The sequence below is a fragment of the Bacillus sp. JJ1521 genome (genome assembly GCF_036965165.1).
Taxonomy (GTDB): domain Bacteria; phylum Bacillota; class Bacilli; order Bacillales; family Bacillaceae_L; genus Ferdinandcohnia.
This window is the reverse complement of the sequence record NZ_JBALOX010000065.1, coordinates 1-20294: the sequence shown is the minus strand read 5'-3', so window position 1 is coordinate 20294 and position 20294 is coordinate 1. Positions and strand designations below refer to the sequence as shown.

The 20294-nt window shown below is 37.1% G+C and carries 26 protein-coding genes; all 26 read right to left on the bottom strand.

Annotation, left to right across the window (positions count from 1 at the left end):
• Positions 1–36: 36 nt before the first annotated feature.
• Positions 37–1119, bottom strand: a complete 1083-nt coding sequence (gene flhB, locus V7147_RS10105; RefSeq protein WP_335367728.1) for a flagellar biosynthesis protein FlhB — start codon at positions 1117–1119, stop codon at positions 37–39.
• Positions 1120–1896 carry a flagellar biosynthetic protein FliR gene (fliR, locus tag V7147_RS10100; RefSeq protein WP_335367727.1) on the bottom strand — a complete coding sequence of 259 codons (777 nt, stop codon included), beginning with the start codon at positions 1894–1896 and terminating at the stop codon, positions 1120–1122. It lies immediately after the preceding gene.
• Between the two features lie 4 nt (positions 1897–1900).
• Positions 1901–2170, bottom strand: a complete 270-nt coding sequence (gene fliQ, locus V7147_RS10095; RefSeq protein WP_335367726.1) for a flagellar biosynthesis protein FliQ — start codon at positions 2168–2170, stop codon at positions 1901–1903.
• 16 nt (positions 2171–2186) lie between these two features.
• Positions 2187–2852, bottom strand: a complete 666-nt coding sequence (gene fliP, locus V7147_RS10090; protein WP_335367725.1) for a flagellar type III secretion system pore protein FliP — start codon at positions 2850–2852, stop codon at positions 2187–2189.
• Entirely contained in the window at positions 2849–3496 is a 648-nt protein-coding gene (gene fliO / locus V7147_RS10085; protein ID WP_335367724.1) for a flagellar biosynthetic protein FliO, read from the bottom strand. The genes fliP and fliO overlap by 4 nt, the downstream gene beginning before the upstream one ends.
• Before the next feature lie 30 nt (positions 3497–3526).
• Complete coding sequence (locus V7147_RS10080; protein ID WP_335367723.1) at positions 3527–3889, bottom strand: response regulator; 363 nt, start codon at positions 3887–3889, stop codon at positions 3527–3529.
• Between the two features lie 17 nt (positions 3890–3906).
• Positions 3907–5133, bottom strand: coding sequence for a flagellar motor switch phosphatase FliY (gene fliY, locus V7147_RS10075; protein WP_335367722.1), 1227 nt, complete (start codon positions 5131–5133; stop codon positions 3907–3909).
• A complete protein-coding gene (fliM, locus tag V7147_RS10070) occupies positions 5126–6127 on the bottom strand; it encodes a flagellar motor switch protein FliM (RefSeq protein WP_335367721.1) in 1002 nt (333 codons plus the stop codon). The genes fliY and fliM overlap by 8 nt, the downstream gene beginning before the upstream one ends.
• A 41-nt stretch (positions 6128–6168) precedes the next feature.
• Complete coding sequence (fliL, locus tag V7147_RS10065) at positions 6169–6594, bottom strand: flagellar basal body-associated protein FliL (RefSeq protein WP_335367720.1); 426 nt, start codon at positions 6592–6594, stop codon at positions 6169–6171.
• A 21-nt stretch (positions 6595–6615) separates the two neighbouring features.
• Positions 6616–6810 carry a flagellar FlbD family protein gene (locus V7147_RS10060; RefSeq protein WP_335367719.1) on the bottom strand — a complete coding sequence of 65 codons (195 nt, stop codon included), beginning with the start codon at positions 6808–6810 and terminating at the stop codon, positions 6616–6618.
• 42 nt (positions 6811–6852) lie between these two features.
• On the bottom strand, positions 6853–7800 hold the full coding sequence (gene flgG / locus V7147_RS10055) for a flagellar basal body rod protein FlgG (RefSeq protein ID WP_335367718.1): 948 nt from the start codon (positions 7798–7800) through the stop codon (positions 6853–6855).
• Between the two features lie 82 nt (positions 7801–7882).
• Positions 7883–8254, bottom strand: a complete 372-nt coding sequence (locus V7147_RS10050; protein WP_335367717.1) for a TIGR02530 family flagellar biosynthesis protein — start codon at positions 8252–8254, stop codon at positions 7883–7885.
• An 11-nt stretch (positions 8255–8265) separates the two neighbouring features.
• Entirely contained in the window at positions 8266–8727 is a 462-nt protein-coding gene (flgD, locus tag V7147_RS10045) for a flagellar hook assembly protein FlgD (RefSeq protein WP_335367716.1), read from the bottom strand.
• 12 nt (positions 8728–8739) lie between these two features.
• Positions 8740–10044: a flagellar hook-length control protein FliK gene (locus V7147_RS10040; protein ID WP_335367749.1), complete on the bottom strand. Its 1305-nt coding sequence runs from the start codon at positions 10042–10044 to the stop codon at positions 8740–8742.
• 38 nt (positions 10045–10082) lie between these two features.
• On the bottom strand, positions 10083–10661 hold the full coding sequence (locus tag V7147_RS10035; RefSeq protein WP_335367715.1) for a MotE family protein: 579 nt from the start codon (positions 10659–10661) through the stop codon (positions 10083–10085).
• Between the two features lie 8 nt (positions 10662–10669).
• Positions 10670–11113 (bottom strand): flagellar export protein FliJ, encoded by a 444-nt coding sequence (gene fliJ / locus V7147_RS10030; protein ID WP_335367714.1) that lies wholly within the window; start codon positions 11111–11113, stop codon positions 10670–10672.
• Between the two features lie 5 nt (positions 11114–11118).
• Positions 11119–12435, bottom strand: a complete 1317-nt coding sequence (gene fliI, locus V7147_RS10025) for a flagellar protein export ATPase FliI (RefSeq protein ID WP_335367713.1) — start codon at positions 12433–12435, stop codon at positions 11119–11121.
• A 3-nt stretch (positions 12436–12438) separates the two neighbouring features.
• Positions 12439–13200 carry a flagellar assembly protein FliH gene (gene fliH, locus V7147_RS10020; protein WP_335367712.1) on the bottom strand — a complete coding sequence of 254 codons (762 nt, stop codon included), beginning with the start codon at positions 13198–13200 and terminating at the stop codon, positions 12439–12441.
• Positions 13193–14212 (bottom strand): flagellar motor switch protein FliG, encoded by a 1020-nt coding sequence (gene fliG, locus V7147_RS10015; protein ID WP_335367711.1) that lies wholly within the window; start codon positions 14210–14212, stop codon positions 13193–13195. The genes fliH and fliG overlap by 8 nt, the downstream gene beginning before the upstream one ends.
• Positions 14213–14223: 11 nt before the next feature.
• The gene (gene fliF, locus V7147_RS10010; RefSeq protein WP_335367710.1) at positions 14224–15819 is read right to left on the bottom strand and encodes a flagellar basal-body MS-ring/collar protein FliF; all 1596 of its coding nucleotides are present in this window, start codon (positions 15817–15819) and stop codon (positions 14224–14226) included.
• Between the two features lie 200 nt (positions 15820–16019).
• Positions 16020–16319, bottom strand: a complete 300-nt coding sequence (gene fliE / locus V7147_RS10005) for a flagellar hook-basal body complex protein FliE (RefSeq protein ID WP_335367709.1) — start codon at positions 16317–16319, stop codon at positions 16020–16022.
• 10 nt (positions 16320–16329) lie between these two features.
• Positions 16330–16779 (bottom strand): flagellar basal body rod protein FlgC, encoded by a 450-nt coding sequence (gene flgC / locus V7147_RS10000; protein WP_438824574.1) that lies wholly within the window; start codon positions 16777–16779, stop codon positions 16330–16332.
• Between the two features lie 2 nt (positions 16780–16781).
• Positions 16782–17180 (bottom strand): flagellar basal body rod protein FlgB, encoded by a 399-nt coding sequence (gene flgB / locus V7147_RS09995; protein WP_335367708.1) that lies wholly within the window; start codon positions 17178–17180, stop codon positions 16782–16784.
• A 300-nt stretch (positions 17181–17480) separates the two neighbouring features.
• The gene (gene codY / locus V7147_RS09990) at positions 17481–18260 is read right to left on the bottom strand and encodes a GTP-sensing pleiotropic transcriptional regulator CodY (RefSeq protein WP_335367707.1); all 780 of its coding nucleotides are present in this window, start codon (positions 18258–18260) and stop codon (positions 17481–17483) included.
• A 23-nt stretch (positions 18261–18283) separates the two neighbouring features.
• Positions 18284–19681, bottom strand: coding sequence for an HslU--HslV peptidase ATPase subunit (hslU, locus tag V7147_RS09985; RefSeq protein WP_335367706.1), 1398 nt, complete (start codon positions 19679–19681; stop codon positions 18284–18286).
• Between the two features lie 12 nt (positions 19682–19693).
• Positions 19694–20236 (bottom strand): ATP-dependent protease subunit HslV, encoded by a 543-nt coding sequence (gene hslV / locus V7147_RS09980; RefSeq protein ID WP_335367705.1) that lies wholly within the window; start codon positions 20234–20236, stop codon positions 19694–19696.
• Positions 20237–20294 lie beyond the last annotated feature (58 nt).

Genomic DNA, 20294 nt, shown 5'->3' with positions numbered 1-20294 from the left:
AAAGCTCAAGTGGTGATGAGAATGTTAATAAAGTCTCTAAACTTTCTCTTTTAAGCGGTATACATAGGCTAGAATTTCAGCTACCGCTTTAAAATATTCTTCGGGAATGGCATCCCCAATTTCTGCTCCTGCATATAGAGCTCTTGCTAATGGTCGGTTTTCTATAGTTGTAATTTTATGTTCTTTGGCAATTTCCTTTATGCGTCCAGCTACAAAATCTACACCCTTTGCGACAACGAATGGTGCATCCATTTTTGTCTCATCATATTTTAAAGCAATCGCATAGTGGGTTGGGTTTGTAATAATAACATCGGCATTTGGAACTTCTTGCATCATTCGACTCATTGCCATTTCACGTTGTTTTTGCTTTATTTTTGATTTGATCAGTGGGTCCCCTTCTGTCTTCTTGTATTCGTCTTTAATATCCTGCTTTGACATTCTAATATTCTTTTCATAATCAAAGCGTTGATAGAGATAGTCTAAAAAAGACAAGAATAATAGTGCCCCGCCAGCAAACAACCCCATCTGAACGGTGAGTTTAGCTAATACAATGAGTGCTGCCCCCGCAGTTTTCTGTGAGAGGGACAAGATATCTTCCAAGCGAAACCAAAGAATTGAAAAAGTCACTCCACCTACAATGACAATTTTTAAGATAGATTTAATCATCTCAACGAGAGCACGAATCGAATATATTCGTTTGAATCCCTGAATTGGATCAAGCTTATTTAATTTCATTTGAATTGCTTCAGTTGAAAATAAAAAACCAACCTGCATGAGGTTTGCTGCAATCCCAGCGATAAGGGCTACTACCATGATTGGTGCTAAAATAATTGCGGCTTCTAAAGATAACTCGATAAAAATTTCCTGAACACTTTGTTCAGTCGGTGTAATCGATAAATAGTGATTAAATGAATGATTTAAAAATGTCATAATACGATTAAAAATAAAACCTCCAAAAACAAGAAGAGTGAAAAAGATTGATAGCAATAGGATAGCTGTATTAACATCTGCACTCTTTGCAACCTGTCCTTTTTTCCTTGTTTCTTGACGTTTTTTAGGAGTGGCTTTTTCGGTTTTTTCACCCGCAAAAAATTGTAGGTTAAGACGAACAAAATACATCTAGCTTCCTCCTAAAAGTTCCATTAGTCCTCTCATCGTATATAACATATTGTCTACTAGTTTCCCGACAAGCATAAAGATCATCGACATCGCGATTATCGTAACAACAAAACTAACCCCAATTTTTAATGGCAGTCCAACTACAAAAACATTTAGCTGTGGAACTGTTCTTGCGACAATTCCTAAGGCAATATCCACTAAAAACAAAGCGCCTACGACTGGCATGGCCATTTGAAATGCAATAATAAACATTGTGCCAAAAGCCCTAATAACAAATTCAACTACATTTTCATGCCCAAACGGGAGTGTTAATTGTTCCATAGGTATGAATTCATAGCTGTAAAAAATTCCGTCCAATAATAGATGGTGACCATTAATTGCTAGTAAAAAGAGAAGTGAAAATGTATATAAGTATTGACCCATTAATGGACTTTGTGCCCCGGTATGGGGATCGATTACATTCGCTATGGCAAACCCCATTTGAAAGTCAATAAAACCTCCTGCAATTTGAATTGCCGCAAAAATCATATAGGCAACTAAACCAATTAGAAGTCCTACCATTGCCTCTTTAAATATCAGCATTATATAAGAGCCATCAATTTGAAGGATCGGCTTTTCCATAGACAGGAACATAATCCATGAAAGAAAAAATGCAATACCAACCCGATGTGAAGCAGGAAGATTTCGATATGAAAACAATGGCATCGTTACAAAAAAGCTCGTGACTCTAACCAAAACAAGCAAAAATGCAGGAAAATAGGTATAAACATCTGGCATTTTTTCACCCTACAAATCTTGTTAAATTACTAAAAATATCATGAGTATATGCGAGCATCTTTGAAAGCATCCAAGGTCCAAAGAAAACCAAACCAACAAGTACAGCAACGATTTTTGGAATAAAAGCCAAGGTTTGCTCCTGAATTTGTGTGGTTGCCTGGAATACACTCACAATGAGCCCAACAACGAGTGCAACCAATAAAAGTGGACCACAAATCATTAATGTCGTATATACACCTTTTTCTGCCAATGAGATGACTACTTCAGGATTCAACGCTGTTCACCTACTTCTAGAAGGTTTGTAATAAAGATTTTACGATCAAATACCATCCGTCCACGAGAACAAATAAGAGTATTTTAAATGGCAAGGAAATCATAACAGGTGGGAGCATCATCATCCCCATTGACATTAAGATACTTGCTACAACCATATCAATCACAAGAAATGGAATGAAAATCATAAATCCAATTTGAAATGCTGTTTTAAGTTCACTAATCGCAAATGCCGGAACTAGTGCGGTTAATGGAATATCTTGAATGGACGCAGGTCTGTCTGCTCCAGAGTAATTTAAAAACAACTCTAAGTCTTTTTGCCGTGTATGTACACTCATAAATTCCTTAAATGGTACAGCAGCACGTGTATAAGCTTCCTCTAAATTAATTTCCTCATTAAACAACGGAGTTAACGCTTGGTCATTCACTTCACTAAATGTTGGTCCCATCACAAAAAAGGTTAAAAATAATGCAAGTCCGATTAAAACCTGATTTGGTGGCATTTGTTGTGTCCCGAGTGAGGTCCTAACAAATGAAAGCACAACAATAATTCTTGTAAAGCTTGTCATTAAAATCAAAATACTTGGTCCAACAGAAAGAACTGTTAAAAGTAGAAGCAGCTTAACTGAGGTCGAAACATTTTCAGGAGCGCTAGTGTTAAAAAATTCCATAAATTCATTCATTCTTTGCTAGACTCCTTATTATTAAGTTGCTCGACAATTTTCTTTCTCCCTTGTTTTAGCTCTGTTAATTGCTTCTGTAGCATTGAGGAAAAAAGGGACTGATCTGCATTCTTTGCTTCTTTTCTTTTTTCAAGAAAACGATTAATGACATCTTTTGGTTGAATCATGGATTCTAATGACGAATTATGTTGTTCAAGTATTTCATTTATTTCATTTGTGTCTTCAATTTCCTTTAGAAGCTGAATCGTGTCTCCTACACCAACGACTAAAACCCGCTCCCCAACCTTTACAATTTGAATGGAGCGGTTCGTTCCTAAACTGGTTCCGCCAAGGTTTTCAATGAATCGATGCTGATTAATCATACGATTTTTTTTATTTATGAATTTTAATAAAAAATAAATGAGTGCTACTACAAATAAAGTGGTAAAAATCATTTTTAAAAAATCGCCGGCTGTAAGCTCATTGGCAGGTTGTGCACTTCCAATGGGGTTGGTTTCCTGCTTATTGTCAATTTGTTTTTCTTGTTTTTCATATGTGTCACTAACACTTTTATCAATTTGACCTTCAGCTGCTTGTACAGGGAAAGTGACAAGCAAGGTATGAAAGAAAATCAGTGCTAAAAGAACTTTTTTGATGTGTTTCACTTTTGTTGCCACTCTCCTGATTTTGGGTTGTTAGCTAAGTGTTTTACTAATTGCTTCAATTACTCTGTCTGCCTGAAATGGCTTTACAATAAAATCCTTTGCCCCAGCTTGGATTGCATCAATTACCATCGCCTGTTGCCCCATTGCAGAACACATAATTACCTTTGCATTTGGATTAATTTTTTTAATTTCCTTTAATGCTGTAATTCCATCCATCTCAGGCATTGTAATATCCATTGTCACAAGGTCTGGATGATGTTCTTTATATTTATCAACCGCCTGTGCACCATCTGCTGCCTCGGCAACAACCTCATAACCATTTTTAGTTAGGATGTCCTTAATCATCATCCTCATAAATGCCGCATCATCTACAATAAGAATTTTATGTGCCATTTGAATTTCCCCCTACATTAATTCAATTTTTTAATTCGATCACTTTGGCTGATGATATCGGTAATTCTGACGCCAAAGTTTTCTTCAATTACAACTACCTCACCTTGTGCGATGAGTTTTCCGTTTACTAAAACATCTACTGGCTCACCTGCAAGCTTGTCCAACTCAATAATAGAGCCCGCAGATAATTCAAGAATCTCTTTAATAGAGCGTTTCGTCCTGCCTAATTCAACAGTAACCTGAAGCGGAATATCTAATAACATATTTAAGTTTCTAGATTCAGCTTCCTGTAAATGGACAGATTCAAACTCTGAAAATACCGCCGGTTGAATTTCAGGCTGTTTCGTTTGAATACCACCAAGATGCTGTGGACCATTATTAGTCACTGGTTGTTTATATTCAGGCTGATGATATTTCTGTGTCTGTTGATATGGTGTTTCCATCTGTTGTTCAACATTAGGCAAAGTATAGTTCGATTGCTGGACTGGCATCTCCATATCAACATGTCCGGTTGGAAGCTCCATTGAAGTAGCTATATTTTCCTCCTGAGGGGAAAGCAACTCTCCAACTAGCTCTTTTGCAAAATTAACAGGAACTAACTGCATGATCGTTGAATCAATTAAATCACCAATTGTGATACGAAAAGATATTTTTACCAATATTTCATCAGTTGGAAGGTTTTCAGCTCCTTCACCATGTTTAATGTCGAGAATATCAATACTTGGTGGAGAAATATCAACTTTCTTACTAAAAACAGTTGACATTGAGGTTGCAGCAGAACCCATCATTTGGTTCATCGCTTCCTGAACAGCACTCAAGTGTAATTCGCTTAGGCTTTCCGGTGCGGTAAGCCCATTGCCGCCAAGCATCAAATCAGCAATGATAGCTGCATCACTTTGTTTGATTACTAATAGATTTGTTCCAGTAAAACCAGCAGTATAATTGACATAGATTGCTACATACGGGTGTGGAAACTCATCCGCTAAGTCAGAACTTAGCACAAGCGAAACATTTGGTGTCGTAATTTCAACCTTTTGATTAAGTAGTGTGGAAAGCGCAGTGGCTGAGCTTCCAAAAGAGATGTTTCCGATTTCCCCAAGCGCATCCTGTTCCATTAAGGTTAAAAAGTCTTCTACAAGGGGTTTATTTTTAACATTTGCTACCGGTTCTTCGTTGTCTAAGTCTGTTGTACCTTTTAATAGTGCATCTATTTCGTCTTGTGATAGCATATTTCCATTATTCATCTTCACGGTCCCCCCCTTTAATCTCCTCTAAGATTTGTACGGCTTGTTTTTTATTTACCTTACCTACCTGTGCATAAAATTTAGGTATATCCTCGACCTTTAGCTCAATTGGATGTTGGATCATTTTATCGAGTTGAATCGTATCCCCAACATCTAGTAATAGGAATTCTTGGATGGCAATATTTGCTGAACCTAATTCTGCTACGATTGGCAATTTGGTATCCTTAAGATTGTTTTGAATATAAGAAAGTTCTTCAATATTTCGTTCTTTTTTAGGTGTTGATTGCATCCAGTAATGTGCTGATAATTTAGGAATAATCGGCTCAAGAAATACATGCGGGATACAAATATTCATCATACCACTTGTTTCACCAATTTGTGTATTGAGTGAAATGACTACCACAGTTTCATTTGGCGAAACCATTTGAAGGAACTGTGGATTCACCTCGAATTCGGTTAAACTTGGATCTACATCAACCAAATTGGCCCATGCTTCCCTCGCTTGTTCAAAAGCTTTTTCAAACATATTGCTCATGATTTTTGTTTCAATTTCAGTTAAATTTTCAATTTTATTTAATCCTGTTCCTCTTCCCCCGAGCATTCGATCAAGCATGGCGTAGGCAATATTAGGGTTTACCTCTAGAATAATGCGCCCCTCTAGAGGAGGCATATCAAATACATTTAAAATCGTCATATTAGGAATTGATCGTATAAATTCCTCATATGGTACTTGGTCGGCTGTCCCTACTGTAATTTGCACATATGTTCGAAGTTGGGCTGAAAAGTAGGTTGTTAATAATCGTGCAAAGTTTTCATGGATCCTAGTAATACTACGAATTTGGTCCTTCGAGAATCGAAGCGCCCTTTTAAAATCGTATACCTTTACACGACGTTCACTTTCTTCTCTTTTCAGTTCTTCTGGATTCATTTCACCAGTCGAAAGAGCAGAAAGTAATGCATCTATTTCATTTTGGGATAATATTTCACTAGGCAAGGTTCCACCTCCGCTCTTTTAGTACTTACCTTTCTATTAGGTTACTGCGGAAGAAAGGATGTCGCATAAACTTTAATTACAGTTCCATCTTGCATTAATTCATTAATTCGATCCTTTAATCTATTTTCAAGATTGACGATTCCTTCTTCACCTTTAAATTCTTCAGATGTCATATTGGAAAGTTCTTTTATTATAAGGTTGCTCACCTGGAATTGGCGTTTTTCTAATTCCTCTTTCCCCTTCTTACCATCTGTCTGAATGTTAAAGGAAATACGAATATAATCATCACTGAGTAGTTTCGTTGTGATTTCTGGAACTTCGACGGTCGCTTTAAGTACTTGGTCAATAGACGGTTCCTTTTGACTATCACTTGCAGTTACTTTTGTTAAAATAACAAATGCAGTGGTACCGACTAAAGTAATCGTACTTAATATAATGACCATTATCACAAGCAGTTTATTTTTCATAGCACCATATCCCCCCAAGCATTAACGAAGGCCAAGTACATTTATTTTTTGATAAAATTCAAGAACCTTCACGTGTACATCCCCTTCTGTTTCCTTTACCACAAACTTTTTTCCATTTGTTAAAGTGATCGTTGTATCAGGAAAGGATTCAACCTGCTCAATATAAATTGCATTTAATGTAAATTTTTTATCATTTAATTTCGTTAAAGTAATCAAGATTTAGCGAAGGTTTAGCAGAATACTAAACCCTCTCCCCCCTTAACGTTTTAAGTTTACGAGCTCTTGTAGGATTTCATCAGAAGTTGTGATGATACGAGTATTCGCTTGGAATCCACGTTGTGCTACGATCATTTCTGTAAATTCTTCAGAAAGGTCAACGTTTGACATTTCAAGTGCACCCGATTCGATTGAACCAAGTCCAGATTGGCCTGCAAAATTGATTACTGGGTTTCCTGAGTTTGATGAAGCTTGGAATAGGTTGCCACCAACCTTCTCCAATCCCCCTGTATTCGGGAATTTAGCCAATACAAGCTGACCAGCCCAGCGTAATGTACCGTCAGCATCAACATAAGTAACTGAACCGTCCTTCCCAATACTCATGCTTTTTGCATCAGTTGGGATTTGGATAGGTTTAAAATCAAGTACTCGTTCACCCGGATTAGCAATAGGATCAGGATTATATTGAGGTGGCGATTGGTCAAAATCAAACAAATCTAATCTCACTTCAGTTGGCTCAATAACAGGATTTGCTGCTACATTTGGCGCAAAACCTTGTACATACATACCAGCACTTGTCACCAAATAGCCTTCCTGATCCATATAGAAGTTACCAGCTCTTGTATAATTCGCTTTGCTATTCGGGTCAAATACTTGTGTTGGGTCTTCTGAACTTGAAACCTGGAAAAATCCATCGCCAGCAATCGCTAAATCTAGAATTCTAGCAGTCGTTTGTGTACTACCACTGTTGTGGATTGTATCAATAGCTGCTAAAGATGAACCAAGACCAACTTGTTTCGGGTTAACCCCGCCGAGTGATTGACCTGGTGCTGTTGCACCGTTGATTGTTTGACTCATGATGTCATTAAAAACTGTTCTACCTTTCTTAAAACCATACGTATTTACGTTTGCAATATTATTCCCAATCACATCTAGCTTAGTTTGAAAGTTTTTCATTCCACTGATTCCTGAGTACATTGAACGTAACATTTCATTTTCCCCTTTCGTTTGTAGGTGGCTTCTATCGGTCAGCACACCAAGGCTTCCTGTTAAGGTCCAGCCTGTTATATTTTCAATCTAAAATAATGGTTCCATTAATATTCGTAAAAATCTGTGAGCTTGCTTCATCTCGATTCATGGCTGTAATGACCGTGTTATTAGGAACATTTACAATTAATGCTGCATTATTCGTAACAACCAATGAATCCCTGATTCCCTTTGTTTTAGCCTCTGAAATTTTCATTTGAATTTCTTTCCATTTTGAGTCTTGGATACTAATATTCCTCTCGTCCAACCTCTTTTGTGCGTGCTTACTAATAACTATACTTGTCTCTTTTTCTAGAGTTTCTTTAAACGATAGTTTAGACGGCTCGGTGTGCTGAACTTTTTTTTGAGTTTGCAAGACATAAGGATGATTTTGTATTTGTAAAATTCGATGGTCCATGTTTCCACCTCCTATTCTTCTTCGTTAGAAGGTTGCTTCACTTTCGAAATTTCATCGCTATAAATCTTTGTTCCATCCTTTAACTCTAGCTCAATATATCCTGATTTTTGTGATACGGATGTGACAATACCTTGTCCATTTTTAATGATTTCATTTCCATCCTTATCTTGAGTTTTAAAGCTGTATTCAACTTCTTTTCCAATCATGTTGCTATATTTTAATAACTGCTCGCCATGTTGCCCATTCACAAATTTCTCTAAAGTACTATTCATATTTGTCATTTGTTCTAGCGAAGTAAAGGTCGCCATTTGAGCGATAAAATCTTTATCTTCCATTGGATTCATTGGATCCTGATTTTGAAGCTGGGTCATTAAAATTTTTAAAAAATCATCTTTTCCTAAAATATCATTACCCGTTTTTCTTTCAGGTTTTAAATTTGATAGGTAAAGATTTGAATCAATTTTAGTTGCCACTTCAGTCACCACCTATACTTTAAAGTTAACAAGTTCATCCAATAGGGTGGATGAAAAAGATTGTTCATCTTTGGTATCTTGTTGTTTATTTTCCTTCTGTTGTCTGCCTGAATGTTGTCCTTGTTGCTGCTCACTTTCTCTTTGTAAGCTTCTTTCAGTTTGATACTGAAGCTGTGTTGAGACTTCAATTTTTTCTACTGAAATATTTTGTGCTAAGAAAGTATGTTTTAGGTTTGTTATTTGGGATTCAACTAATTCTTTTGCTTGAGCTGTTGAAGCCATAATTCTAGCAATCATTCCTGCTTCACTCTGTAGAATTTCAATTCGTAATGAACCTAGATGTTCAGGATATAAATTAATTAATAGTCTTTGCTGCCCGCCACTAGTCAAAAAGCTGCTTCTCGCTAGGATATTTTGAAACTGCTTAATGAAGTGTTGCTGATTTGGCAACTGCTTTCCATTATGATCAACGAACAATGAAAACTGCTGAACCTTGGATAATTGATTTGAACTCACATCAACCAATGGAACAGTCTCTGACGCAGTCGCTGTTGTTGTAACCTGTGTAGTATTGCTTGTCTTTTGTAATAGCTTTTCCGTTAAAACCGTTTGAGGTGTTTCCATCCCTTTTGGTGTTGAGAAATATCTTGCATGAACGGTCTCCAAATATTTATGCCTTGTCTGTGATTCTGTTAAAGGCTTATCTAAATGCTTGTTTTCTAAGTACTGTATCAAATCTTGAACTACTTTATTAGACCTTAAATCAGTTGATTCTCTAAACCCCTGTTCGGTAGTTGGTAAACTCTCGTTAAAAGCCATCTTCAATTGCTTTAGCAAATTCGTTAGTTCTTCCTTTTTTGTAAAAGTTGGCTCTTCTGTATAGCGTGCAGTTACTAAAAGTAGACCTATGAGCTCTGCTTTTCCATAAACCTGCTCAAGTTCGAGTTTATTCGCACCATTTTGAATCTCAGTAATAAATGTTTTTATTTGTTCAACCAAATCAGGTGGAAGTGTTGCTAATACATCTTCAAAATCGGATAAGTCGACTGTCTCATTCGTAAAAGCTTCGATGTCAGCTAATAACGGTTTAATCGCTTCGCTTGATTGGTCTTTTTCTACTTTAACTTCAGCCTCTTTTGATAAGCTCTTTGCAGGAATATTAAGGATTGGTTGAAGATCTTTACCTGCTATTGCCTCTAAACTTTCACGAAAAGACAATTGTGACGTACCTTTTCCTTGTAAAAATCCATTACCCATTGCTCCAGTTGCGATATCCTTACGTATTGAACTCATTAAGGGATCAAAGTTTGCTACCATGTTCACGTCGTTTCACCTCCTTTTAAGTGTCAAATTTTTTATTGGGTTATTAATTGGGTAAACTTTGCTGCATCCTCAGGTGACATTTTTTCAAAGATAGCAGCTAGTTTTTCAGTATTGATACTAGAGAGTATCTCCCGCGCTTCGTCATCTTTTAAATTGGGAAGAATTTTTGCTGCATTTTTTGCCGACATTTGTTCATACATTTTGGTTAATTCATTCAGTGTTTTACCTTTCGACAAACGTTCCTCCTGAAATTTCACGAGCTCATCTGAAAGATTTTCGATTTCAAGCTCTAATGAATGAATCTCACCGTTTTTTGTATCCAATTCACTTTCCAGTTGCGTAATCTTTGATTCCTTTGCCTGTATCTCAGTCTCCAAATCTGCAACGTATATCTCGTCCTCATTTTGTGCCTGTGATTCCTTTTCTTCATCTTCAAATAGGGAAGAAATAACTGGAACCTTGGATGCAAAGCCCTTCACGGCTCCAATGGGATTAAAACCAGTAACAGATAACAGGACAAAAACGACAATCAATGTAAAGAAAGATGGAATAAATACGACATAGAAAAACCATTGGAATTTACTGTATTCTTCTTTTTCGTTCGTCTCCATTTAATCACCTATCTTCCCTTTGACATGTATTGTTGGATTGAGATTTCATCCATCATCTGACCTTCCAGCATTTTTAATTGTCCCTCATAAATCGCAAAATCCTTTTCTTGCATGACCTCATATTTTTTAACCTCAATGTTTTTTTCGGTTAACAATACTTGCAGTTGCTGCATTTTATTTCTAGCTTTAATGACAAGATGCTGGTAATACATAATCGTTTTTTCTAAGCCTGTAATGAAAGACTGCTGATGCCGAATACTCTGGACGGATAAGCCGCTTCGTAGCTGTTGTCTTTGATTTTCTTCCAAAGTTTCCTTCTTCTTTAAGGATTCATATAAGCTTTTAGCGGCGTCTTCAAATTCTTTAACTGATGTTTTATAATCCGCCAGAACCTGATTCTTCTCATTTTCTTTTATCGACATAACTTTTTGAAATTTGAACTTGTAACTCATTTGTTTCATTCACCTTTTTCAGCCAATTGCGCCAATAATTGTAAACTTTCCTCGAATGTAAATTTCTCATCCGTTTGCTGTTTTAAAAACGATATAATCTTTGGATAATACCTAATGGCTTCATCAACTTCGATAGAAGATCCCCTTTTATAGGCTCCAATATTAATTAAATCCTCAGAATTAAGGTATGTTGCCATGATCCCTCTGAGTTTTTCAGCACTGGTCTTATGTTCGTTGGATGTAATTTGGTTCATTACACGGCTGATTGATTTTAAAACATTAATAGCTGGATATTGTCCTTTGTTGGCAAGACTTCGATCAAGAACGAAATGCCCATCAAGTATCCCTCGAACAGTATCTGCAATCGGCTCATTCATGTCGTCTCCGTCGACTAGAACTGTGTAAAAAGCAGTTATCGATCCTAAATGATTCGTCCCAGTTCTCTCTAAGAGCCTCGGTAGTGTTGTAAACACACTTGGCGTGTAGCCCTTTGTCGTAGGTGGCTCACCAATCGCTAAGCCAATTTCACGGCTCGCCATTGCTACACGGGTTACTGAGTCCATCATTAACATGACATCTAGACCCTTGTCCCGGAAAAACTCGGCTATTGCTGTTGCAGTCATTGCGGCTTTGATACGAAGCAATGCTGGCTGATCGGAAGTAGCTACAACTAAAATTGATCTTTTAAGTCCGTCTTCACCTAAGTCTTTTTCAATAAATTCTCGCACCTCGCGACCACGTTCCCCCACAAGAGAAATCACATTAATATCAGCTGTCGTATTACGGGCAATCATTCCTAAAAGTGTACTTTTACCAACACCACTTCCTGCAAAGATACCTACACGTTGACCTTTGCCTACGGTTAATAAGGTATCGATCATTTTCACTCCAACCTCTATTGGCTCACGTATAGGAGGCCGCGATAATGGATTTGGAGGATCTTGTTCAGTAGGTGCTGAAGACAACCCCCTAGGTAGCCCGCTTCCATCAAGTGGGTGTCCTAGTGGATCTAATACCTTACCTACCAGTCCTGTCCCAACCTTTATATCAAGTGGTTTGCCAGTTGCCTCAACAATGCTTCCCGGTGATATATCCTTCACATTTGAAAATGGCATCAGAATGACATGCTCCTCACGGAAACCGACAACTTCAGCTTGAATACATCTTTTATGGTTAATTCCTACATAAATATGACATAAATCTCCAATCGAACATTCTGGTCCGCGCGATTCAATCATTAAGCCTACGACTCTTGTAACTTTTCCGTACCGTTTATAAGAATCGATCGAATGTATTTCATTAAGAAGCTCAATTGCCTTCACAGCCTATTCCTCCAATAGCAATGAAAGTAATTTTTCTTTAATCTCAGAAAGCTGAGTATCCACACTTGCATTAATCTTTCCAAAGGAAGATTCAATCACACAATCGGCTTCTTCTAGTTCTTCATTCGGATAGACAAAAAGGTCTGTTTCCCTGCCAAGAATAGCCGATAACTCTTCTTTTTGCTCAATCACAAATTGGTAAAAACGTGGATTCACTGTAATAGTGATATCAGAATGCTCCTTAACTTCCTTAAGCGCCTTTTTTACTAGGTTCGTAAAGTCTTCGGGTTTCTCTAATAAATGAATCCCGATTATTTTTTCCGCTACCGTCATCGCTAGCTTTAAAATGACCTCTTCAGAAGAATCAAGATATTGATCATAATCTTGTTTTGATATATCAATAACTTGGCGAGCTTCGTTAAGTAGATCAGAATATTCTTGATAACCCTGTTTTCGCCCTTCTGTCATCCCAGCTTGATAGCCTTCTTCAGATGTTTTTTGGTAAAGCTCTTGTTTTTCTTCTTCCCATTCACGTTTTTCGACTAATGTTTGTTGTCTAATTGAATTCGAATAGGCAATGGCGTCTTTAACAATTTTATCAGCCTGATCTTTAGCCTCATCAAGCATTTTTTGAGAAACAAACTGGAGATTTTGTTGTTCTGGCTCTGCCTGATTGATTTCTTGCGTCTGTAAAACTTTAAGCTCGATGACTCTTTTTGGAATATCATTAGACTGTGCAGAACTTGACTTAATAACATTAGACAATAATATCATCTCCTCCACCACGAGCGATGACTATTTCTCCAGCTTCCTCAAGTCTTCTTATAACCGCTACAATACGTGATTGTGCTTCCTCAACATCACGCAAACGAACCGGTCCCATATATTCCATTTCCTCTTTAAACGTTTCAACCATCCGTTTGGACATATTTTTATAGACAATTTCTTTCACTTCTTCACTAGCAACGCGAAGTGATAGCATGAGGTCCTCATTTTCAACATCACGAATGACGCGTTGAATAGCGCGGTTATCAAGAGTAACAATGTCTTCAAAGACAAACATTCTCTTTTTAATTTCTTCTGCTAATTCTGGATCTTGAATCTCTAGCGCATCTAAAATCGTTCTTTCTGTTGAGCGATCGACTCCATTTAATACCTCCACTACCGCCTCAATTCCACCGGTTTGGGTATAATCATGTGTCACGGTAGCTGAAAGCTTACGTTCAAGAATTTGCTCAACCTCATTAATAATTTCAGGTGAAGTTCTGTCCATAATAGCAATTCTTCTTGCAATATCAGCTTGAACCTCTTGTGGTAGCTCGGATAAAATTTGTGCCGCTTGTCTTGAATCTAAATAAGATAAAATTAATGCAATTGTCTGCGGATGCTCATTTTGAATAAAGTTCAAAATTTGTCCAGGATCTGCCTTTCTTGCAAAATCAAACGGTTTAACCTGAAGAGAAGAGGTTAATCGATTAATGATAACTCCTGCTTGTTCTTCCCCAAGTGCTTTTTCAAGTACTGTCTTTGCATATCCAATACCACCTTGGGTAATATAATCCTGGGCAATCGCAATTTGGTGGAACTCATCCATAATTTGTTCCTTTGTATTTGCTTCTACCTTTCTAACGCCAGAAATTTCTAATGTTAATTTTTCAATTTCTTCCTCTGACAGATGCTTATACACTGAAGCCGAAACATCTGGACCCAGTGAAATAAGGAGAATGGCCGCTTTTTGTTTACCAGTTAGTCCATTTTGCATATCTCGTTTTGCCATTTCTCCACCTCCTACTCATCCGCTAACCATGAACGTAATAATTTAGCAAAATCTTCTGGTTTATCCTTTGCAAGTTTCTCCAATTGTTTTTTCCGGACTGTTGCTTCTGATTCTTTTTCTTCATTTACATCTGGAATATGGTCAAAGAATACAGGTTCTGATAGAGGCAGTTCCTCTTCGATTTCTGTATCTTTCTTTTTGCGTAAAAATAAGAATAATAGAATGATAAGTCCAAGTACTAAAAAACCACCCACAATATAAACCCATATAGGTATTGCTTGAATTGGAGTTGTTTCTGCAGCTGACGTTGTTTTCCCATTAAATTCTTGTACAGAAACGACAATTTTATCTTGAATTTCTTCTTGTGTTAATTGATTGTTCGCGTCTTGATTAATACTTGTACTAACAATCGTGCTTAAAATTCTCTCAATGTCATCGACTCGCTCCTGGGGCATTGAAGCAGGATCTTTTGGATCTGGTGCTTCGACCATAACCTGAATTCCTAAATCTCTTATTTTATAAGGAGCTTCCACAATGTCCTTCGTGATGCGATTCACATCTTTATTAACCCGTTCTTCAATACGTTCATAATCCCCATTACCTGCTTGTCCATTAGAATTATAAGCTGGGACATCCGTTTCTCCAGCGCCTGCAACACCACCTGCTGCAGCTCCTTCACCAGTAAAGGTCTCTGTAATTCTTTCAACACTGATTTCAATACCTTCCATGTTTTCAGGATCAACTGGTGTAACTAGGTTTTCCTGGCGATTCTCTTGTGTAAAATCTATATCAGTTGTAACTGAGACAACGATTTTATTTGGTCCCATCATCGTTCCAAGCATTTGTTGAACTTGTCTTTGAAGATCTCGTTCAATTTCTCGCTTTAAACCAAGCTGTGACGTTACATTTCCGACCACAGACAATTTTTCTTCATTTTCTAAGTCAAAATACTCAAAGTTTTGGTTGGTAATGACGATATTATCAGTAGGTAGGTTAGGAATACTTTTTGAAACCAGGTGATATAAGGATTTTATCTGCTGTTGTTCAAACCTATATCCAGGTTTCGTGTTTAGAACGATTGAAGCAGACGCCTCTGACTGGCTGTCCTTAACAAAAATTCCATCGCTCGGCATACTGATCATAACCTTGGCATCGTTTATCCCATCGATGCCTTTGATAAGGTTGGCTAATTCCGTTTGAGTGGATTCAAGTTTAAGCATATTGAATTCATTATCGGTCATCCCAAAACCTGCATTTTGACCAAAAAATGAATAATCGATATTACCACTGTCTGGTATTCCTTCTGCCGCAAGTTCAACCATTAAGGTTTCGACCACTTCCTCTGGTACCTTAATGGTTGTTCCATTATCCGCTATTTCCGATTGAATTCCCCTAGAATCTAAAGTAGCTTTTATTTGCCCTGTTTCCTGAGGTGTAAGATTGCTATACATAGGAACAAGTGTTGTTTTTGTTGAAAAAAACACAGTGAGCGAAATAACGAAAATTAATAGCAATGGCAATCCAATTATGGTGGTCTTTTGAAGACCGGATTGGTTCTTCCAATATTCACTTATTTTCGTTTTATATAAAAGAAGTTTCTCTTTCATTTACATACCCCTAATATCAAGTTGTTGTAAAGCTCCTGAATCAAATACGACTAGGCGTATTTGCGCCCGATTTTTTTAGGCCCACACGATGTGGCGTTATTAGTCTTTGATCTTATGCTCGAAAATCTTCCACTGAAAAATCGTGGCATCCGCCGGAGGCTAACTTTATGCAGTCGGGTTCATATCCCGAATGTATAAAGTTAAACTTGCATCCTCATGATTTCTTGGTATGCTTCTATTACCTTATTTCGAATTTGAAGTGTCGTTTGCAATGAAACACTCGCTTTCTCAGAAGCAATCATTACTTGGTGCAAATCTACGTTTTCGCCTTTAATCAGCTTTTCGGTCATGATATCTGAAGTCTTTTGTGAATCATTCACATTATTAATGGCGTCTTTTAAAAAATGACTAAACTCTTTTTGGACAGAGCTTGCTGTCTTTGGCTGTATACTAGACTTCGAAAAAACCTGCGGCGTAGCAATATTAATCTTTTCAATCACGACTAATCACCTATTTCCCAATTTCTAAAGCTTTCATTAGCATTCCTTTTGATGCATTAAGTACTGTTACATTCGCTTCATATGATCTTGTAGCACTTATAAGATCAACCATTTCCTTTAGTGGGTCAACGTTAGGTAGTGCGACATACCCATCTTCATTCGCATCAGGATGGTCCGGGTTATATACTAGCTGAAAAGGAGTGTTATCCTCAACAATTCCTGTCACTTTAACTCCGTTCCCTATTTTCGATTGATTCATTGCTTTTGATAAATGGGAGGAAAAACTATTAGCTTGTGGTTGCTGAACAACCATTTTCCTGCTATATGGCTGCCACTGTCCATCGACAAATTTCCCTCTTGTTGTATCCACATTTGCCATGTTCGAGGAAATAACGTCCATTCTAAGTCGTCCAGCAGTTAATGCAGAAGCACTTGTATTGAGGCTATGAAAAATTGACACTCTTAGTTCCCTCCTTTAACAACCGTTTTTAATGTATTAAATTTCCCGCTAATTCTTTGAGTTATGGCATTATAATAAATTTGGTTTTCAGCTAACGATGCCATTTCTTTGTCGATATCCACGTTATTCCCATTGTGGTTATATGCTGTATCATTCTTAGTTGTTATAAGTTGTCTATTTTTGCTTTTGCTACTAGTAAATTCGAAATGTTTCTCATTCGTACGATTTGCTTTGAATTGACTATTCATTTCATTTGAAAGAAGGTTCTTAAAGCTAACGTCCTGTGCCTTGTAGTTAGGCGTATCCACATTTGCAATATTATTTGAAATAACCTTCTGTCGTAGAGTTGAATAATCTAAAGCTTTTTCTAGCGAATGAATGGTATTAGAAAAAAGTTTCATCTTATCCCCCCACAAAAAATATATATCCTTCGAATAAATATAACGAATTGTATTAACTCTTTATTATTGTAATGAAATTAAATCTATCTGTCTACGAAGCTTGTGATAAAAAGTGATCAATTTCGACAATATAGGTCTTTATCCCCATGCATTCCACACTTAATTATAGGATTTAAGACATAAAATTTCACGTTTTTTTTACAAAAAAGGACAAGCATTTATTCCCTCTACAAAAATCGACAATTTATGATAACGAAATTAATAAAAAAACGAAGATGGAAAAAACCATCTTCGTTTTTTTTAATGTGATTTTAGTTTTTCTAATTCAACTAAGAATTTATCGTTCAGTACCTTAATGTAAGTACCTTTCATTCCGAGTGAACGTGATTCGATTACACCAGCACTTTCAAGCTTTCTTAATGCATTTACAATAACTGATCTTGTAATCCCAACCCGGTCGGCAATTTTACTTGCAACTAACAACCCTTCATTGCCATTTAATTCTTCAAAAATATGTTCAATTGCTTCAAATTCACTATAGGATAATGAACTAATCGCCATTTGAACAACAGCTTTACTTCTAGCTTCTTCTTCAATTTCTTCTGCTTTTTCACGTAGGATTTCCATACCTACAACCGTTGCACCATACTCCGCTAAAATGAGATCATCGTCTTCAAAGTTTTGATCAAGTCTTGAAAGAATTAGTGTACCTAATCGCTCTCCACCACCGATAATTGGCACAATCGTTGTTAGTCCACTTTTAAATAATTCTTTGTTTTCAATAGGGAAAGCAGTATAAGTACTTTCAATATCAAGGTTAGACGAAGTTTCATGAATATTGAATAGGCTTTGTGTATACTCTTCAGGGAAATGACGATCTTCAATCATTTTCTTCATTCTTTCATTTTCAATCTGCTGAGCGATCGCATATCCTAGTAGTTTTCCACGGCGACTTAGTAAGAAAATATTAGCCCCAATTACATCGCGTAGCGTTTCTGACATTTCCTTAAAGTTAACTGGTTTACCTGCTGCATTTTGCAGCATTGCATTAATTTTTCTTGTTCTTTCTAATAATGGCATTTTACTTGTTCCTCCTGATAATCTTACAAAATAAATTGACTTAAATCTTTGTTCTTCACGATTGAACTTAATTTCTCATCCACATATTGTGGCGTAATCGTGATTTTTTCCATTGTAATATCTGGTGCTTCAAATGATAAATCCTCTAAAAGTCTCTCCAAAATTGTATGTAGGCGTCTGGCACCAATATTATCTGTGTCCTGATTCACTTGGAAGGCAACTTCAGCTAGCTTACGAATAGCATCGTCAGAAAATTCAAGTTGTATACCTTCTGTCTCTAATAATGCTGAATATTGTTTCAATAGGGCATTATCTGGCTCAACTAAAATTCGATAAAAATCATCGACAGTTAGTTTAGTAAGCTCTACACGAATCGGAAATCGACCTTGCAACTCAGGGATTAAATCGGAAGGCTTTGACATATGAAAGGCACCTGCGGCAATAAATAACATATGATCTGTTTTTACAGAGCCATATTTTGTTACGACGGTTGATCCTTCAACAATTGGTAAAATATCACGTTGAACCCCTTCTCTGGAGACATCTGCCGAAGATGAATTATGACTTTTACCAGCTACTTTGTCAATCTCATCTATAAAAATAATACCTGATTGTTCAGCACGGTTTACTGCTTCTTGCGTAACCTCATCCATGTCAATTAGTTTCGCTGCTTCTTCATTAGTCAGGACTTTGCGAGCTTCTTTAACCGTTAATTTACGTTTTTTACGTTTTTTCGGCATTAAGTTGCTTAGTGCATCCTGCATATTCATCCCCATATTCTCCATACCGGAACCTTGAAGAAGATCAAACATTGATGGCTGCTGTTCTTCAACTTCGACTGTAACGTAATAATCTTCAAGTTCTCCAAGTGCAAGCTTATGAGCCATACGTTTTCTTCTATCACTTAAACTGTCTTCTTCCGGAGAATTTTCTACCTCTGGTTCATTATTATTCCCACCAAAGAGCATTTCAAGTGGATTTTTATAAGCTGTTTGCTTTTTAGACCCAGGGACTAGTAATTCAACAATTCGCTTATTGGCATTTTCTCCGGCACGTTCAGATACTTCCACCACTTTCTCCTCTTTCACAAGGCGAACAGCAGTCTCGATTAAATCGCGAACCATTGATTCTACATCTCGACCAACATAACCTACTTCAGTAAATTTAGTTGCCTCCACCTTAATAAAGGGAGCTCCTACTAGCTTTGCAAGTCGCCTTGCAATTTCGGTCTTCCCAACACCAGTTGGACCAATCATCAATATATTCTTTGGTACGATTTCATCTTTAAGCTTTTCATTAAGCAGGCTACGGCGGTATCGATTTCTTAATGCCACTGAAACAGCTCTTTTAGCTTCATTCTGACCAATAATGTATTGATCTAATTTTTCTACAATCTGTCTTGGGGTTAAATTCGTTTTCAAAGTAATCCCCTCCTATAGTTCTTCAACTATAATAATTTCGTTTGTATACACACAAATCTCACTTGCAATTTCTAATGAAGCTTTTGCAATCTCTTTTGCTGTTAAATATTCACCTGAATATTTTTTCAATGCACGTCCAGCAGAAAGAGCATAATTTCCACCGGAGCCAATTGCAAGAATTCCATCATCCGGTTCAATCACTTCACCTGTTCCCGAAATTAGAAGCAAATCCTTCTCATCCATCACAATCAGCATCGCCTCTAATTTACGAAGAACTTTGTCGCTTCTCCATTCTTTTGCAAGCTCAACTGCTGCCCTTTGTAAGTTCCCATTAAATTCCTCTAGGCGTCCTTCAAACATTTCAAAAAGGGTAAATGCATCTGCAACTGAACCCGCAAACCCTGCAATAACTCTTCCCTGAAACAGTTTTCGGACCTTTCGTGCAGTATGTTTCATAACTACGGCATTCCCAAATGTTACTTGCCCATCTCCTGCCATTGCTGAATTTCCATTATGCTTTACAGCAAATATTGTCGTTGCATGAAAATTTGACATTTTTTTAGAACAACCTCCTTATGCACGTGGGTGTGAGGATAGATAAATATTCCGCAAA

Bases quoted from the DNA above. Each gene is read 5' to 3' on its own strand.
- flhB (WP_335367728.1), bottom strand. From the start codon at position 1,119: ATGTATTTTGTTCGTCTTAACCTACAATTTTTTGCGGGTGAAAAAACC.
- fliR (WP_335367727.1), bottom strand. From the start codon at position 1,896: ATGCCAGATGTTTATACCTATTTTCCTGCATTTTTGCTTGTTTTGGTT.
- fliP (WP_335367725.1), bottom strand. From the start codon at position 2,852: ATGAATGAATTTATGGAATTTTTTAACACTAGCGCTCCTGAAAATGTT.
- V7147_RS10080 (WP_335367723.1), bottom strand. From the start codon at position 3,889: ATGGCACATAAAATTCTTATTGTAGATGATGCGGCATTTATGAGGATG.
- fliY (WP_335367722.1), bottom strand. From the start codon at position 5,133: ATGAATAATGGAAATATGCTATCACAAGACGAAATAGATGCACTATTA.
- fliL (WP_335367720.1), bottom strand. From the start codon at position 6,594: ATGAAAAATAAACTGCTTGTGATAATGGTCATTATATTAAGTACGATT.
- flgG (WP_335367718.1), bottom strand. From the start codon at position 7,800: ATGTTACGTTCAATGTACTCAGGAATCAGTGGAATGAAAAACTTTCAA.
- V7147_RS10050 (WP_335367717.1), bottom strand. From the start codon at position 8,254: ATGGACCATCGAATTTTACAAATACAAAATCATCCTTATGTCTTGCAA.
- V7147_RS10040 (WP_335367749.1), bottom strand. From the start codon at position 10,044: ATGGTAGCAAACTTTGATCCCTTAATGAGTTCAATACGTAAGGATATC.
- V7147_RS10035 (WP_335367715.1), bottom strand. From the start codon at position 10,661: ATGGAGACGAACGAAAAAGAAGAATACAGTAAATTCCAATGGTTTTTC.
- fliJ (WP_335367714.1), bottom strand. From the start codon at position 11,113: ATGAGTTACAAGTTCAAATTTCAAAAAGTTATGTCGATAAAAGAAAAT.
- fliG (WP_335367711.1), bottom strand. From the start codon at position 14,212: ATGGCAAAACGAGATATGCAAAATGGACTAACTGGTAAACAAAAAGCG.
- fliF (WP_335367710.1), bottom strand. From the start codon at position 15,819: ATGAAAGAGAAACTTCTTTTATATAAAACGAAAATAAGTGAATATTGG.
- flgB (WP_335367708.1), bottom strand. From the start codon at position 17,180: ATGAAACTTTTTTCTAATACCATTCATTCGCTAGAAAAAGCTTTAGAT.
- codY (WP_335367707.1), bottom strand. From the start codon at position 18,260: ATGCCATTATTAGAAAGAACAAGAAAAATTAATGCAATGCTGCAAAAT.
- hslV (WP_335367705.1), bottom strand. From the start codon at position 20,236: ATGTCAAATTTTCATGCAACGACAATATTTGCTGTAAAGCATAATGGA.